Source organism: Ewingella sp. CoE-038-23, assembly GCF_040419245.1.
Taxonomy (GTDB): Bacteria; Pseudomonadota; Gammaproteobacteria; order Enterobacterales; family Enterobacteriaceae; genus Ewingella; species Ewingella allii.
On record NZ_JAZHOH010000001.1, the window covers coordinates 2,510,153 to 2,525,293 of the forward strand.

Here is a 15,141-nt window from a genome sequence, read left to right on the forward strand (position 1 = left end):
TAAACCACCGTTTATTATTAGTTGAAGAGGCCTAATGTACTATGGGTCTTAAGTACCTTAGTCCTGGTTCGCTAAAAAGAAGACTCGACACCCTCGACAGGATGTTGAAATGTGGAATGCATCATCTACGCTATTGCTGGTTATATGATATGACGCTGCGATGACGTGACTTTAAACAGGAGCAATTTATGATTAAGCGTTTTCTGGCTGTCGCCCTTGCGGGTGTGACTCTTGCTGGTTGTGTCAGCGACAACACCGCCTCTGGCGATGTGTACTCATCCTCGCAGGCGAAACAAGTTCAACAAGTCTCTTACGGCACGATTCTGTCTACACGTGCGGTACAGATCCAAGGCGGCGATGACAGCAACATCATCGGTGCTCTGGGTGGTGCGGTTCTGGGTGGCTTCCTGGGTAACACCATCGGTGGCGGTGCAGGTAAAAGCCTGGCAACAGCCGGCGGTGCGGTACTGGGTGGCGTAGCAGGTCAGGGTGTACAGAGTACGCTTAACCGTTCTAACGGTGTTGAGCTGCAAATCCGTCGTGACGACGGCAGCACCATTCAGGTGGTACAGAAAGTCGGCCCAACCAAATTCAGCGTGGGCCAGCGTGTTAGCTTAGCCACCAGCGGCAGCACTGTGACGGTATCTCCAAGCGCCTGATAATATCGGCACGGAGTTAACCCAATAAAAAAGCCGGGAGTGAAAGCTCCCGGCTTTTTTTTTGGTTTGGCAACATCGTCGCATTACCAAAAAAGAGTGTGCTGTATGCAAAAATAAAACAGAAAGCCGTTTATTCAACGGCGGGTATTCGCGAATTATTGTGATTTACTTTGTAAAGAAGCGATGTTTTGTTCAAGGCGCGCCAACATTCCCGATAGCTGCTGGATATCCGCCGGGGACATGCCGCTGAGGATCTCTTTGCGCGTTGAATCAATCACTGACTCCATCGCATTGATGATCGGAGAGGCTTCCTCGGTCAATTTGATGCGTTTTGCACGGCGATCGCTGACGCACGTTTGACGGGTGATCAGTCGCTTTTCTTCCAACTGGTCGAGCGTTCTGACCAGAGAAGGCTGCTCAATACCAATGGCTTTTGCCAGCTGAATCTGCGACTGTTCAGGTGGTAACATGTTGATATTATGCAAAGTTACCCAATGAGTCTGCGTCAACTCCAGCGGTTTTAAGCGTTCATCTATCAACGAGCGCCACGCACGAACTAATCGTGCTAGATCTGATCCAAGGTTCGATTCCAATTATCCCCTCCTTATAATTAGCATGCTAAGATAACTCCCCAGAGTTTAGCCTAGTTTTCGGAATTTTAATCGTGTAATTACATTTCTATATATACTGGATCTTATTACCGTCAGTTAACGAGTTAGCTTCAACTCCCTGATTGACCTTGTTTATAACACAATCACCCGCAGAGATTAATATTGTGGATGCGCAAATCTTTCATACAGGCTACCCGCTCACGGATTTAGTCTTAGGGGCTTCGCTTTATTTCCCTCCGATCTTCAAAGCCATTTTACTGGGATTGCTTTTCTGGATTTTAATCCACCACCTTTTACGCGATTGGATCTATTCCGGCGAAGTGTGGCATCCGACCTTGATGGACTTATCTCTTTTCGTCATTTCTATTTGTGGTGCCCTGCTACTGCTGATCAACGAGTAAGAAAATGAAATTTAAAACGCTTAAATATTTCTCCACGGTGTTGGTCTTTGCGGTCGCTTTATGCGCGGGTTGGTGGATGTGGAATTACTACATGCAGTCGCCGTGGACCCGCGACGGCAAGGTGCGCGCCGAGTTAGTAGACATCACACCAGAAGTCTCCGGCCGAATTATTGGCATCAATGTGCATGATAATCAGCTGGTTAAGAGCGGTGACCTGCTGTTTACGCTCGACCCACAGCCTTTCCAGATAGCGCTGGATAACGCGCAGGCCGCGCTGGCCAAAGCCTCCGCCGACCTTGATAAAGCCAATCATGAAGCGCAGCGCCGCCGTGGGCTGGGTGCCGGGATTGTCTCAGCCGAAACGCTGGATGAGTCCAATATCGCCGCCAAGGCGATGAAAGCCCAGTATGAAGCCGCGCAGGCCTCTCTTGAGCAAGCCCAGTGGAATCTGAGCAAAACCAAGATCTTTGCGCCAACAGACGGCTATATCACCAATCTGCAAACCCGCCGTGGCAACTACGCCACTACCGGCACGCCGCTGGTGGGGCTGGTTGATACCCACTCCTTCTATATTTTGGGCTATTTCGAAGAGACCAAGCTGCGCCATATCAAAGAAGGCAGCCGGGCGAATATCACTCTCTATAACGGCGATATTCCGTTGCAGGGGGAGGTCGAAAGCATTGGGCGCGCCATCTATGACCAGAGCGTCGACCCGTCTGCCGACTTGCTGATGAATGTGAAACCCAACGTGCCTTGGGTCAGGCTGGCCCAGCGCGTGCCGGTGCGCATTAAGCTGCTCAATGTGCCCGCCAACGTGGTGTTAGTCGCCGGAACCACCGCCACTATTTCCGTGCACGACTAGGGCCGGTGACGTGAATCTCTCTTGGCTTGAATGGAAAAACACACCTTGGGGCAAAGCCACCGGCGGCCAGTGGCGCTACGCTCTGCGCAATTCGATCGCCATGTGCCTGTCGCTGTACATCGCCTTCGTGTTGCAGTTGGATGACCCTTACTGGGCGCTGACCTCCGCCGCCGTGGTGAGCTTCCCCACCGTGGGCGGCGTTATTAGTAAGAGCATTGGCCGGGTGATTGGCAGCCTGCTCGGCGCGTTGGCCTCGGTGCTGATTGCCGGACACTGCCTGAATGAACCTTGGTTATTCACCTTTGCCATCGCCGCGTGGCTGGGGCTGTGCACCTACGTTTCCAACCACTATCAAAACAACGTCTCCTACGCCTTCGCTCTAGCTGGCTACACCGCCGCCATCATCGCGTTTTCCACCGTTAACGTGACTGACACTGGCAAAATTTTCGACATCGCCCAGGCCCGCGTGTGTGAAGTGATCACCGGCATCCTGTGCGGCGGCTTTATGATGATGATCCTGCCGAGCACCTCCGACGGCGACGCCCTGCTCACTTCGCTGCGCAAGATGCATGCCCAGTTGCTGGATCACGCCAAACTGCTGTGGCGGCCAGATATCACCGAGCAAATTCGCACCTCGCACGAGGGCGTAATTGGCCAGATCCTCACCATGAATTTGCTGCGTATTCAGGCGGTTTGGAGCCACTACCGGCTGCGTCGGCAAAATAATCTGCTCAACTACCTGCTCCACCAGCAGCTGCGCATGACCAGTTACATCTCCAGCCTGCGCCGCATGTTGCTCAACTGGCCGCAGCCTCCCGAACATCTTTATGAAACGCTGGAAACCTTGATTGAGGCGCTGCGCGATCCGGAAAGCAACAAATACCAAATTGCCCGCATCCTCAGCCAAATCAAGCCGCACGACACCTCCGATTACCGTTATCAGGCGTTTTGGAAAAGGCTGCGCGACTTCTGCTGGCTCTATCTGCATAACGAGCGCTGGCTGCGTCGGGTGGAAAACACCAACGCGGCGCAGGTGGAGTTCTTGCAGCCGCCGCGCGCCAGCCGCCTCACCGAGCACACCGACACCTACGAGGCGGCTTATAACGGCCTGCGCACCTTCCTGTGTATCGTGATTGCCTGTGCGTTCTGGATGAGCACCCAGTGGAGCTCCGGCACCTCGGCGGTGGCACTGACCGCCGTCAGCTGCGTGCTCTACTCCTCCACCGCATCGCCAATTAGCAGCATTACTTTGCTGATTAAATCTCTGCTGTTGCTGTTTGTCGGCTGCTTCATTCTTAAGTTCGGGTTGATGATCCAGCTGAATGACTTCTGGGTGTTCTGCGCCTTTTTGCTACCGATTTTAGTCACCATGCAGATGATGAAATTGCAGTACAAAAAGTACGCCGGGCTGTGGGGGCAACTGCTGGTGTTCAGCGGTTCTTTTTTGGCGGTGACTAACCCACCGAGCTATGACTACGGCGCGTTTATCAATGATGGGATTGGCCGAATCGTCGGCGTAATGCTGGCAGGCGTGGCTTTCCAAGTGCTGCGACCAAGCTCGGATAAACGCAAAAGTCGGCGCATTATCCGCGCCCTGCGCCGGGACTTCATCGACCAGCTAAGTCGCAAGCCGCAGCTGAGCCATTTGCAGTTTGAATCGCTGATTTATCATCGCATCAACCAGCTCAATCAAAGTAAAGATCAGGTTTCGCGGACTTGGCTGCTGCGCTGGGGCGTGGTGCTGCTCAATTGCAGCCATATCGTCTGGCAGCTGCGCGAGTGGGAGATTCGCTCGGATCCGCTCTCTGCGGTGCGGGATGTCTGCATTCACTGCCTGAAAGGCATTATGACCGAACGCGGCGTCAGCCATACGGTGCTGGATTCAAGTTTGGCGGAGTTATCACGGATTAGCGAATCCTTGGCGCATCATCCTGATGAATCAGCGCGGGAACTGGCGGGGATTATTTGGCGATTGTATTGCTCGCTGTCACAGCTACAGCAGGCGATTTCTATCGAAGAAGTGGCGGCTAAGAATAATAGTCCACAGCCGACACAGGCATAACTCAGAGGCAATGGCGCTGTGGCAAAACGCCGCTACAGCGCCAAGGAAAAGCATTAATTAAGGTACATCGTAGCCCAAAGCCGCCTTGCGAATACGGAACCACTGCTGGCGCGTCATCTCCAAGGACAATGACTTCCACGCCGACTTCACGCGGTCGATTTTGCCAGAGCCAATAATTGGCAGCGGCTGAGACGGCAGGCGCAGCACCCACGCATAGACCACCTGCTCAATACTGTCCGCGCCAATCTCTTCGGCAACCTGTTGCAGCTCATCGCGCAGCGGTTGGAACTCAGCGTCGCTAAACAGACGGCCGCCGCCCAGACAGGACCACGCCATTGGCTTGATGCGCAACTGTTGGCAAAGATCTAAAGAGCCGTCGAGAATGGCTGGCTGATGGATTGGGGAGATCTCAAGCTGATTGGTCACTAGCGCGAACGGCAGGCGTGACTGCAACAGGGTGAACTGCGCCGGGGTGAAGTTCGACACGCCGAAATGCTTCACCTTGCCGCTTTTGTGCAAGCTGGTGAAGGCTTCTGCTACTTCGTCGGCATCCATTAACGGGTCCGGGCGGTGGATCAGCAACAGGTCCAGACGGTCGGTGTGCAGATTGGTCAGCGACTTCTCGGCGCGCTCAATAATGTATTGGCTGTCGGTGATGTAGTGGCCGATTTTATTCGCCGGGTCCGCCTTGGTGGCGATACCGCATTTGCTCACCAGCTCCATCTTTTCACGCAGCGCGGGCTTGAGGCGCATTGCCTCGCCAAAAGCCGCTTCACAGGCATAGCCGCCATAAATATCCGCGTGGTCCGCCGTGGTGATGCCCAGCTCAACGTGCTGTTCAATGAAGCTCAGTAGCTGTTGCGGGGTCATATTCCACTCCATCAGACGCCAGTACCCGCTAATCATGCGCGAGAATTCCGGGCCTTGGGTGGAGAGTAAGGTACGAGGATCCATGTTATTACCTCTATCGATAGGTTATTGAGTTATTAGTTGAAGACTGAATAGTTTAAGCATACAGAATTGCCAGCGGCCTGTATTGATCTCCGCCATGTGAGCAAGTTGAAAGGTGAGCTGGTGCTAAAAATTAAAAAAGAGTGGGTTGTTCGGGCTGGGCGTCGTCATCGGGTTTCTTGGCGGCGCGCTGCAAACGCAACAGGCGCTGATGACACAGGCGCAGCACGTGGCGCTTTTCAGTGTCCGTCATGGTCATCCAGCCAAAACGCTCTTCGCGACTGCGCAGGCAACCACGGCAGAAGCCGCGATTATCTGCCTGGCAGATACCACGGCACGGGCTGGGAATGTCAAAAAACTCTAACTGTTGAGCCACAGCGACTCCCTATCGAGCATTGAACTCTTATTGAAGACGCTTTAACGCTTTCCCGCAACCCCCATTTACACGTCGCCGGATTGCCCGGCGTCGCGCCAACGTGTCAAAATGTGCTCTACTCCACATTTAACATTGACCTAGACTGATCGGTCTAATACTCTCAGAAGCATGAACAAGATGACACATCCACATTGCGATACACGCGAACATTTGTTGGCAACCGGCCAGGAACTCAGTTTACGACTGGGCTTTAACGGCATGGGGCTGACTGAACTGCTGAAAAAGGCCGACGTGCCTAAAGGCTCGTTCTATCACCATTTCCGCTCGAAAGAGGCCTTTGGTGAGGCAATGATTCAGCGTTATTACGACAGTTATGATGCGCATCTGCTGGCTATGTTCAGCGCGCCGCAGGGGAATCAGCGTCAACATCTGCTGAACTATTACGCGCAGACTATTACCAACTTCTGCGCCAGCGAGAATCACAATGCCTGTCTGGCGGTGAAGCTTTCGGCAGAGGTCAGTGACCTGTCAGAGCCTATGCGCCATGCCCTTGAACAAGGCACCATTCGGGTGGTAGGTCGCTTAAAAGATGCGGTGGAAAAAGGCATTGCCGAAGGGTCGCTTCAGGTGCCGTTCTCCCCGGCAGCCACGGCGTCAGCGCTCTACTCTATGTGGCTGGGTGCGTCATTGCTGGCTAAGATCAAACGCTCTGTCACCCCGCTGGCTACTGCGGTAGAAACGATAGAAACGTTTTTGCAGGTTCCGAATAAGTCCTGATTGTCTTAAGACAGTCAGGGTAATGCGTCAACGGCGCGGTGAGTTGCCGCGCAGAAAACTTAATCAGGTCGAACTTTTGACCTCTTTTTTAAGATATGAATCAGACCGACCAGTCTATTACTGAGGAGTTTTAGAAAATGACCAAGCTTTTTACCCCGATTGTTGTCGGAAATAAAACCTTACCGAATCGCGTATTCATGGCTCCACTGACTCGTCTGCGTAGCATTGAGCCGGGTGATATCCCTACCCCACTGATGGGTGAATATTATGGCCAACGCCACACTTCAGGTTTGATCATCACTGAAGCGACTCAGGTTTCATTCCAGGCGAAAGGCTATGCTGGCGCACCGGGCCTGCATACCCCAGAGCAGACTGCTGCATGGAAAAAAATCGTGGCTGGCGTGCATGCTAAAGGCGGCCATATCGCCGTTCAATTGTGGCACACCGGCCGTATTTCGCACAACGATGTGCAGCCAGAGAACCAAACCCCGGTGTCGGCCTCGGCTATCAATGCCAACACCCGTACCAGCCTGCGTGATGCACAGGGCAACGCCGTTCGCGTTGACACCCCGACGCCACGAGCGCTGGAACTGAGCGAGATCCCAGGCATCATCAATGACTTCCGCCACGCTGCGGCCTGCTCTCGTGAGGCAGATTTCGACTACATCGAACTGCACGCCGCGCACGGCTACCTGTTGCACCAGTTCATGTCTCCGGCTTCTAACAACCGTACCGACCAGTACGGCGGCAGCATCGAAAACCGCACCCGCCTGACGCTGGAAGTGGTTGATGCCGCTATCCAAGAGATTGGCGCAGAGCGCGTGGGTATTCGTATTTCTCCACTCGGCCCGTTCAACGGTCTGGACAATGGCGAAGATCAAGAACAAGCCGCGCTGTACCTGCTCGATGAGCTAAACAAACGCAATCTGGCATACCTGCACATTTCTGAACCAGACTGGGCAGGCGGCAAGCCTTACTCTGACGAGTTCCGTGCAGCGATCCGCGCCCACTATAAAGGCGTGATTGTCGGCGCGGGTGCTTACACCGCAGAGAAAGGCGAAGACCTGATTGAAAAAGGTTTCATTGACGCCGTGGCGTTTGGCCGCAGCTACATTGCAAACCCAGACTTGGTTGAACGTCTGAGAAGCCATGCACCACTGAACGAACCACAGCCAGAGACTTTCTACGGCGGCGGCGCTCAGGGTTACACCGACTACCCGACTTTATAAAAACGGCGAGTCCGTATAAAACGAAGAGTAACTAACGGGTTGGTTTAAAAGCCATTAGTGCAAAAAATCGACCCTTGCGGCAGCCGCCCCTCCGGCTGCCGCTTTTTTTGCCTGAATAGCGAATATCAGTTAGTCTGTTATCTATTACTTACCCCTGCATTCAGAGGAATTTATGCGCTTACTTCATACCATGCTTCGCGTTGGCGACCTGCAACGCTCAATCAGTTTCTATACCGATGTTTTGGGCATGCGCCTGCTGCGTACCAGCGAAAATACTGAATACAAATACTCTCTGGCCTTTGTTGGTTATACCGATGAAAGCGAAGGTGCAGTGATCGAACTGACTTACAACTGGGGCGTCGAAAGCTATGATCTCGGCACGGCCTATGGTCATATCGCTCTTGGCGTAGATAACGTTGCCCAGACTTGCGAAGACATTCGTAAAGCCGGTGGTAACGTGACGCGCGAAGCCGGCCCGGTGAAAGGCGGTTCTACCATCATCGCTTTCGTCGAAGACCCGGACGGCTACAAAATCGAGCTGATCGAATCTAAACACGCGGGTCAAGGTCTGGGTCACTAATCCCGCCTTCCGCTATTAAGGGCGCATAAGCGCCCTTTTTTGTTGCCCTTTTTTCCTCCCCTCCTGCAACTGACAGAAAAATTTGTCATAATGCCGGCTGAATTCGATGAAGATAAGAAACTAATGGCCGAGAATAGTGACATTAACGCCCTGAGAGGCCGATTTCGTGGTTTTTATCCCGTAGTTATCGATGTTGAAACCGCAGGATTTAACGCCCAGACCGATGCGCTGCTAGAAATTGCCGCCATTACGTTAAAGATGGATGACGAGGGTTGGCTGGAGAGCGACGAAACGTTGCACTTCCACGTCGAGCCTTTCGAGGGTTCCATTCTGGTACCGGAGGCGCTGGCCTTTAACGGCATAGACCCGACCAATCCCCTGCGCGGCGCGGTGAGCGAATATGATGCGCTACACGCGATTTTCAAAGCCATTCGCAAGGGAATGAAAGAGCAGAACTGCAACCGGGCGATCATCGTGGCGCACAATGCCAACTTCGATCACAGCTTCCTGATGGCCGCCGCAGAGCGCGCCGGGCTGAAACGTAACCCTTTCCACCCTTTTGCCACTTTCGATACCGCCGCACTCAGCGGATTGGTGCTCGGGCAGACGGTGTTGGCGAAAGCCTGTATCAGCGCCGGCATGGTGTTCGACAGCAGCCAGGCGCACTCGGCGCTGTATGACACCGAGCAGACGGCCAAGCTGTTCTGTGAACTGGTAAACCGCTGGAAGCGTCTTGGTGGCTGGCCACTGCCGGTGGGCGATGAGACTGAAGCGCCGAGCGAGACAGACAGCCAAGCTGAATAAGTGGGCTTGGCGGAATTCGACAGATAAAAAAGAGCGGCTCAGATGGCCGCTCTTTTTATTTGCTCTGCTACTACAGCGGGAGCCTGAAATTACTCAGGTTGCTGCTCTTCAGAAGATTTGTATTTCTCAGCAGTTTCTTTGATCAGCTGCTGCAGCTCACCGCGCTGGTACATTTCAATCACGATGTCGCAACCGCCAACCAGTTCGCCGTCTACCCACAGCTGCGGGAAAGTTGGCCAGTTAGCATATTTTGGCATTTCAGCACGGATATCTGGGTTTTGCAGGATATCAACGTAAGCGAAACGCTCACCACAGGCAGAAAGAGCCTGAACCGCCTGAGCAGAGAAACCGCAGCTTGGCAGCTTAGGTGAACCTTTCATGTACAGAAGGATTGGGTTTTCGGAAACCTGCTTCTGGATCTTTTCAATAGTTGGTGTGGTCATTTCTTGCTTCCTCAAGCCAAAGCTGGCTGTCACGGTCATTACTCATTATGCGCAGGCTGCTTATGGGAACCCGCAGCCTTTGTCGCTTGTCTTCTATTGTAACGATGGCTGGCATGGGATAAAAACGCCATTTTTTGCAGGGTTTTTCTCCACTGCGCCATGCATTATTCAACTGCCTGTGCCATTTTTATTAAAATGACTTACAGGTCGCAAAAATAAACAGTCATTCAGAATAACATTTTTGCCGAACAAATTTAACTGCCGAATGAGCCATCTGCACGGCATAGAGCATTATTTCAACTCACTGAAATATGGTGCTTTTAAAACCGTTTAATGACTATTTTCTCAGCATTTAAAAAGCTATTAACTTTTTCTCACAATATGATCTAGAATCGAGGCATTTCGTGCTGTTTTGTCCGGTTCATTTGGGCAATACTCTGACATCTATGATGTTTAACTTTGGGCCAATATTGGTAACGACGCCATGCGTTTATTGATTACGCTTTCCGTACTGCTATTTACCCAGCTATTTCTTAATTTGGCGCACGCAGCGCCAAACGCTAACGTTTCCGCCGATCATAAGAAAAGCCACGTGAGTCAGGCTAAACCCGATGAGCGCCGAAAGCGAAAAGCCGTGGCCAAGACCAGTAAAAAGTCCAAGGCAGAGCCGGTAAAAGAAGAAAAAACCAAAACCACTAAAACGAAAGAATCGAAAGAAACGAAAAAGGCCGCACCGGCCAAGCTTGCTCACCATCAGCGAGCTGAAAAGAAAACCACCAAAGTCGCGTTACGCAAAACCGAAACCAAAAAAGAAAGTCGAACGCTGGCCAAGAACGAAACCAAAAAGAACGGCAAAAAAGCTTACGGGCGTCACCGAGGTGACAAAGACGTTCTGGCAAAAAACAGTAAACCCATAACATTAAGCGCCGCGCACAAAAAACGTTACCAACACGCGCAGCAAACAGCGATGACCAAGTTGATGCATCAGGTTGGCAAACCTTATCGCTGGGGTGGGACTTCACCGAATACCGGATTTGATTGCAGTGGTTTAGTGTATTACGCCTATAAAGATTTGATTCGCATTAAAATGCCGCGCACCGCTAACGAAATGTACCACCTTCGCGACGCGGCGCCGGTTAAACGCGGTGAACTGGAGAGTGGCGATTTAGTCTTCTTCAGGATCAGCAAGCGCGGCGCAGCAGACCACGTGGGCGTGTATCTCGGCAACGGCAAGTTTATCCAGTCACCGCGAACCGGTGAAGATATTAAAATCACCTCCTTGGGTGACGATTACTGGCAAGATCACTATGTTGGCGCGCGTCGCGTCATGACGCCTAAAACGATTCGTTAAGTCGGCCCCACCGCTAATCAGTCACTGAATAGCATTTAACGAAACGCTTATGAAATTGTTGAGTCAAATCCGAGCACAGCAAGACGAAAACAAAAAGGGCGATCCCAGTGATGGGGTCGCCCTTTTCTCTATTTGTTTAACGTTTCTAACTAGAACCGAACACGGTTTAACGCGCCTAAGCCCTACTCGCAATGAGAGGATTAGTGCATTACCGCCGTGAAGCTAAAGGCCAAAATCATTGCCAATGCGCCGACTGTCGTGATCAATGCGAATTTCAGATTGCTGTCCATGAAAACTCCTTGTGGATCAAATGCGGCCACGCCGTAAGCCATACAGTTTGTGTGCCAAAGCAGTTTCTCACAGTTTCCCGCTAAAATCTCGTGATCATTCCCTGCCTTAACAAGACTTTTTACTTCCCCTTTTCCGCGATATAAGAGAAAATTCGCGGTTACCACGCTGCGTGCCGGTCGATTCATCCCGATGTTCTTTCAGACAGCTGTCCTTTTCTGAAAAACCCACCAACGATTTCACTGCGCTTTTATTGTTCAGCAGTCAAATCCACGCAAGCAAACGATTAACATAATGCTAACGTGCCAGAGCACGTCGGTACAGGAGTCATTCTTTTCATGGCAACGATAAAAGATGTCGCAAAGCGGGCTGGCGTTTCCACCACTACCGTGTCGCACGTCATCAATAAAACACGTTTCGTCGCCGAAGAAACTAAAGCCGCCGTGCAGACTGCCATTAAAGAGCTGCACTACTCGCCTAGCGCCGTGGCTCGCAGCCTCAAGGTTAATAACACCAAGTCTATCGGCTTGTTGGCAACCTCCAGCGAAGCGCCCTACTTCGCCGAAGTTATCGAAGCCGTTGAAAATAGCTGCTTCGCCAAAGGCTATACGCTGATTTTATGTAACTCGCACAATAACCTCGATAAGCAACAAGCCTATCTGGCGATGCTGGCGCAAAAGCGCGTCGACGGCTTATTGGTGATGTGCGCCGAATACCCGGACGCCCTGTTGGACATGCTCGAAGAGTATCGCTCAATCCCAATGGTGGTGATGGACTGGGGCGAAGCGCGCAAGAATTTCACCGACAGCATTATTGATAACGCCTTTGAAGGCGGCTACATGGCCGGGCGCTATCTGATTGAACGCGGTCATCGCGATATCGGCGTGATCCCCGGCCAGCTGGCGCGCAACACCGGCGGCGGTCGCTTCCAGGGCTTCGTCAAAGCCTTAACCGAAGCCAATATTCCGCTGCGCGAAGAGTGGGTAGTGCAAGGGGATTTCGAGCCGGAATCTGGCTATCAGGCGATGCACAAGATTTTGATGCAGAAGCAGCGCCCGACCGCCGTGTTCTGCGGCGGCGACGTGATGGCGATGGGGGCAATCTGCGCCGCTGACGAAATGGGCCTGCGCGTGCCGCAAGACATATCGGTGATCGGCTATGATAACGTGCGAAACGCGCGCTACTTCTCCCCAGCACTGACCACCATCCACCAGCCGAAAGAGCGTCTGGGCGAGATGGCCTTCACCATGCTGCTCGACCGTATTGTCAGCAAGCGCGAAGAGTCGCAAACCATCGAGGTTCACCCGAAACTGGTTGAGCGCCGCTCAGTGGCCGACGGCCCGTATCGCGACTATCGTCGTTAATAGCGCGCCGCGAATAAAATAGTGAACCGACCAACGCCTGCTCCCATGCAGGCGTTTTTAATTGCGCAACCACTCCTGATTCATGGTTTCACTGTCGCCGAGATAGTCCAGCAGCCACGCCAGCGCGGGCGATTGATTGCTTTGGTCCCACGTCAGGCAGCAGGCGCTTTCCGGGAAATCCGTAGCCAGTTGCAAAACGCGAAGCTTATCCTGCTCAAGCCATTTATCCACCATATGGACGGGCATCATGCCGACACACAGCCCCGCGCACAGGCACTCAATGGCGCAGGTCCAGTCCGGCACCACCAGCCGACGCTGATTATCCAAGGTCCAGGTATCGCGCTTGGGTAAGCTACGCGAGGTGTCTTCCAGACATAGCGCGGGGTACTCTCGCAGCTGGTCGTCAATCAGCGGCGCGGGCAACGCCGCCAGCGGATGGCTCGGGCTGACCACGCAGTGCCAATCCATAAAGCCCATGTCGCGAAAGCTAAAACGCCCGCCGGTGGGCACCGCGCGGGTGGCGCCGATGGCGACGTCAGCGCGGCCATCAACCAGCGCGTCCCACACGCCGTTGAACACTTCGGAATGAATAATCAGCTCGGTGTCCGGGAAGGTGCGATAGAAATCCGTCACCAGCCGCCGCGCCCTTTCTGGCTTAACGATACGGTCAATCGCCACGCTGAGCTGGCCGCGCCAGCCGTTTGCCACCTGCTGGCACTGACGGCGGGTCGCCATCATTTTTTTGATAAGCAACCGCGCATCCTCAACAAAAACCTGCCCGGCCGGGGTTAATTCCACATCGCGGTGGCGGCGTTCAAACAGCGGCACGGCCAGCCACTGCTCGAGTTGGCGGACGGTATAACTCACCGCCGAGGGCACGCGGTGCAGTTCTGCCGCCGCCGCGCTAAAACTGCCGGTGCGCGCCACGGCGTCCACCACTTCTAACGAGTATTCTGACCACATTTCATTCGCCCTCGGCTTGCTTTCAATTTTTTTGATACATCACTGCAAATATTAGCGTTTCACAAGGGCTTTACCAAACACTTAAACTTCTAGGCGTTTTCCTGCAATTTTTGCCACCGCGTAATGTCATTGATACATCGCATTTAAGAAGAGAAAAATGAAACCCTCCTTTGGATTTATGCTCTACCTCGCCGGGCTGAGTATGCTGGGCTTTTTAGCCACCGATATGTACCTGCCTGCATTCAGCGCAATGCAAACCTCTTTAGTCACCACGCCGGGCCTGATCAGCGCCAGCCTCAGTATCTTCTTAGGCGGCTTTGCCATTGGCCAACTGGTCTGGGGGCCGCTCTCCGATCGCATGGGTCGCCGCCCGGTTCTGATTGCCGGACTGACCCTGTTCGCGCTGGGCTGTCTGGGGATGCTGTGGGTTGAAAATATTTATCTGCTGCTCGGTCTGCGCTTCCTGCAAGCCATCGGCGTGTGTGCTGCGGCAGTGAGCTGGCAGGCGCTGGTGGTTGATCGCTACTCGTCTGAAGTGGCGAAACGCACCTTTGCGACTATCATGCCGCTGGTCGCGCTCTCTCCGGCGCTCGCCCCGCTGCTTGGTGCATGGGTGCTTAACCATTTTGACTGGCAGGCCATTTTTGCCCTGCTGTTGGCCGTCGGCGTGCTGCTACTGGCCTTCTCTTTCCGCATTAAAGAAGCCAAAAAAGCCAGTGGCGAGAAAAAGGCTGACAACATCAGCTTCTTCCGCCTGATGGCTTCGCCAGCGTTTAGCGGCAACGTGATGATTTACGCTGCGTGTTCGGCAGGTTTCTTTGCCTGGCTGACCGGCTCACCCTTTATTTTGAGTGATATGGGTTACACGCCGGGAGTGATTGGTCTGAGCTATGTTCCGCAGACAATTGCATTTTTAGTGGGGGGCTTCGGCTGCCGTTTGCTGATCGCCAAAATTGACGGCAACCGCATTCTGCCTTGGCTACTGGCGGGTTACACCCTGAGCGTCGTGGCGCTTTATCTGGTGGCAACCCTCACTCACGCCACGCTAATCACCCTGCTCATTCCCTTCTGTTTAATGGCATTGGTGAATGGTGCGTGCTATCCAATTGTTGTAGCAAATGCATTAATGTCATTTCCTGCTAATACAGGCAAGGCTGCTGCACTGCAAAATACACTACAATTAGGTTTGTGTTTTGTTGCCAGCCTGTTGGTTTCCACTTTTATTGCCCTGCCACTTCTGGCCACGGTGACGGTAATGCTTGGCACCGTTGTCTTGGTTGGACTGGGATTTTTTATGGCCAAAAAAGGTGAGAAACAGGCGACTGCGGTAGCGGTAACTGCCGGAGGAGAATTATCGCGAAACGATGCTTAACATGCTAACGGATCGTCATAATTACCCTCTGTAACAATCACTTAAAGT

Annotated in this window: 17 protein-coding genes; 11 read left to right on the top strand and 6 right to left on the bottom strand. The window is 53.0% G+C overall.

Annotation, left to right across the window (positions count from 1 at the left end):
* Positions 1-188 precede the first annotated feature (188 nt).
* On the top strand, positions 189-659 hold the full coding sequence (locus V2154_RS11755; protein ID WP_034791109.1) for an outer membrane lipoprotein: 471 nt from the start codon (positions 189-191) through the stop codon (positions 657-659).
* Positions 660-814: 155 nt separating this feature from the next.
* On the opposite strand, the gene slyA is transcribed toward V2154_RS11755, so the two are convergent.
* Positions 815-1,252 (bottom strand): transcriptional regulator SlyA, encoded by a 438-nt coding sequence (gene slyA / locus V2154_RS11760; RefSeq protein ID WP_353502404.1) that lies wholly within the window; start codon positions 1,250-1,252, stop codon positions 815-817.
* Between the two features lie 182 nt (positions 1,253-1,434).
* Between slyA and V2154_RS11765 the strand changes: the two genes are divergently transcribed.
* Genes V2154_RS11765 through V2154_RS11775 form a run of 3 tightly spaced genes read left to right on the top strand, consistent with a single transcriptional unit; the run spans position 1,435 to position 4,595 of the window.
* Positions 1,435-1,671 carry a DUF1656 domain-containing protein gene (locus V2154_RS11765; protein WP_034791113.1) on the top strand — a complete coding sequence of 79 codons (237 nt, stop codon included), beginning with the start codon at positions 1,435-1,437 and terminating at the stop codon, positions 1,669-1,671.
* Positions 1,672-1,675: 4 nt separating this feature from the next.
* Positions 1,676-2,533 carry an efflux RND transporter periplasmic adaptor subunit gene (locus V2154_RS11770; protein WP_353502405.1) on the top strand — a complete coding sequence of 286 codons (858 nt, stop codon included), beginning with the start codon at positions 1,676-1,678 and terminating at the stop codon, positions 2,531-2,533.
* 10 nt (positions 2,534-2,543) lie between these two features.
* Positions 2,544-4,595, top strand: a complete 2,052-nt coding sequence (locus V2154_RS11775; RefSeq protein ID WP_353502406.1) for an FUSC family protein — start codon at positions 2,544-2,546, stop codon at positions 4,593-4,595.
* Between the two features lie 57 nt (positions 4,596-4,652).
* Here the strand turns inward: V2154_RS11775 and V2154_RS11780 are convergent, their stop codons facing one another.
* A complete protein-coding gene (locus tag V2154_RS11780; RefSeq protein WP_353502407.1) occupies positions 4,653-5,549 on the bottom strand; it encodes an aldo/keto reductase in 897 nt (298 codons plus the stop codon).
* Positions 5,550-5,679: 130 nt separating this feature from the next.
* Positions 5,680-5,922: a DUF1289 domain-containing protein gene (locus tag V2154_RS11785; RefSeq protein WP_034791122.1), complete on the bottom strand. Its 243-nt coding sequence runs from the start codon at positions 5,920-5,922 to the stop codon at positions 5,680-5,682.
* Positions 5,923-6,090: 168 nt separating this feature from the next.
* Between V2154_RS11785 and V2154_RS11790 the strand changes: the two genes are divergently transcribed.
* The 4 genes from V2154_RS11790 to rnt all read left to right on the top strand — a co-directional run bounded on the left by V2154_RS11790 (position 6,091) and on the right by rnt (position 9,312).
* Complete coding sequence (locus V2154_RS11790; RefSeq protein ID WP_353502408.1) at positions 6,091-6,699, top strand: TetR/AcrR family transcriptional regulator; 609 nt, start codon at positions 6,091-6,093, stop codon at positions 6,697-6,699.
* A 137-nt stretch (positions 6,700-6,836) separates the two neighbouring features.
* Positions 6,837-7,928 carry an alkene reductase gene (locus tag V2154_RS11795; RefSeq protein ID WP_353502409.1) on the top strand — a complete coding sequence of 364 codons (1,092 nt, stop codon included), beginning with the start codon at positions 6,837-6,839 and terminating at the stop codon, positions 7,926-7,928.
* Between the two features lie 172 nt (positions 7,929-8,100).
* Positions 8,101-8,508, top strand: coding sequence for a lactoylglutathione lyase (gene gloA / locus V2154_RS11800; RefSeq protein WP_353502410.1), 408 nt, complete (start codon positions 8,101-8,103; stop codon positions 8,506-8,508).
* Positions 8,509-8,598: 90 nt separating this feature from the next.
* On the top strand, positions 8,599-9,312 hold the full coding sequence (gene rnt / locus V2154_RS11805; RefSeq protein ID WP_353502411.1) for a ribonuclease T: 714 nt from the start codon (positions 8,599-8,601) through the stop codon (positions 9,310-9,312).
* Positions 9,313-9,401: 89 nt separating this feature from the next.
* Here the strand turns inward: rnt and V2154_RS11810 are convergent, their stop codons facing one another.
* Positions 9,402-9,755 carry a Grx4 family monothiol glutaredoxin gene (locus V2154_RS11810; protein ID WP_353502412.1) on the bottom strand — a complete coding sequence of 118 codons (354 nt, stop codon included), beginning with the start codon at positions 9,753-9,755 and terminating at the stop codon, positions 9,402-9,404.
* 484 nt (positions 9,756-10,239) lie between these two features.
* Between V2154_RS11810 and V2154_RS11815 the strand changes: the two genes are divergently transcribed.
* Positions 10,240-11,106 carry a C40 family peptidase gene (locus tag V2154_RS11815; protein WP_353502413.1) on the top strand — a complete coding sequence of 289 codons (867 nt, stop codon included), beginning with the start codon at positions 10,240-10,242 and terminating at the stop codon, positions 11,104-11,106.
* A 200-nt stretch (positions 11,107-11,306) separates the two neighbouring features.
* Here the strand turns inward: V2154_RS11815 and cydH are convergent, their stop codons facing one another.
* Positions 11,307-11,582 (bottom strand): cytochrome bd-I oxidase subunit CydH, encoded by a 276-nt coding sequence (gene cydH, locus V2154_RS11820; RefSeq protein WP_353502414.1) that lies wholly within the window; start codon positions 11,580-11,582, stop codon positions 11,307-11,309.
* Between the two features lie 150 nt (positions 11,583-11,732).
* Here cydH and purR point away from each other — a divergent pair, with 150 nt between their 5' ends.
* Positions 11,733-12,758 carry an HTH-type transcriptional repressor PurR gene (purR, locus tag V2154_RS11825; protein WP_034791139.1) on the top strand — a complete coding sequence of 342 codons (1,026 nt, stop codon included), beginning with the start codon at positions 11,733-11,735 and terminating at the stop codon, positions 12,756-12,758.
* Positions 12,759-12,815: 57 nt separating this feature from the next.
* Here purR and punR read toward each other — a convergent pair whose 3' ends face one another.
* Entirely contained in the window at positions 12,816-13,721 is a 906-nt protein-coding gene (gene punR, locus V2154_RS11830) for a DNA-binding transcriptional activator PunR (protein WP_353502415.1), read from the bottom strand.
* A gap of 157 nt (positions 13,722-13,878) precedes the next feature.
* Here punR and punC point away from each other — a divergent pair, with 157 nt between their 5' ends.
* Positions 13,879-15,093 carry a purine nucleoside transporter PunC gene (punC, locus tag V2154_RS11835; RefSeq protein ID WP_353502416.1) on the top strand — a complete coding sequence of 405 codons (1,215 nt, stop codon included), beginning with the start codon at positions 13,879-13,881 and terminating at the stop codon, positions 15,091-15,093.
* The last annotated feature ends 48 nt before the right edge of the window (positions 15,094-15,141 follow it).

Coding starts and splice junctions, on each gene's coding strand:
- V2154_RS11755 (WP_034791109.1), top strand. CDS start 189: ATGATTAAGCGTTTTCTGGCTGTCGCCCTTGCGGGTGTGACTCTTGCT.
- V2154_RS11770 (WP_353502405.1), top strand. CDS start 1,676: ATGAAATTTAAAACGCTTAAATATTTCTCCACGGTGTTGGTCTTTGCG.
- V2154_RS11780 (WP_353502407.1), bottom strand. CDS start 5,549: ATGGATCCTCGTACCTTACTCTCCACCCAAGGCCCGGAATTCTCGCGC.
- V2154_RS11790 (WP_353502408.1), top strand. CDS start 6,091: ATGAACAAGATGACACATCCACATTGCGATACACGCGAACATTTGTTG.
- V2154_RS11795 (WP_353502409.1), top strand. CDS start 6,837: ATGACCAAGCTTTTTACCCCGATTGTTGTCGGAAATAAAACCTTACCG.
- gloA (WP_353502410.1), top strand. CDS start 8,101: ATGCGCTTACTTCATACCATGCTTCGCGTTGGCGACCTGCAACGCTCA.
- rnt (WP_353502411.1), top strand. CDS start 8,599: ATGCCGGCTGAATTCGATGAAGATAAGAAACTAATGGCCGAGAATAGT.
- V2154_RS11810 (WP_353502412.1), bottom strand. CDS start 9,755: ATGACCACACCAACTATTGAAAAGATCCAGAAGCAGGTTTCCGAAAAC.
- V2154_RS11815 (WP_353502413.1), top strand. CDS start 10,240: ATGCGTTTATTGATTACGCTTTCCGTACTGCTATTTACCCAGCTATTT.
- cydH (WP_353502414.1), bottom strand. CDS start 11,582: ATGAATCGACCGGCACGCAGCGTGGTAACCGCGAATTTTCTCTTATAT.
- purR (WP_034791139.1), top strand. CDS start 11,733: ATGGCAACGATAAAAGATGTCGCAAAGCGGGCTGGCGTTTCCACCACT.
- punR (WP_353502415.1), bottom strand. CDS start 13,721: ATGTGGTCAGAATACTCGTTAGAAGTGGTGGACGCCGTGGCGCGCACC.
- punC (WP_353502416.1), top strand. CDS start 13,879: ATGAAACCCTCCTTTGGATTTATGCTCTACCTCGCCGGGCTGAGTATG.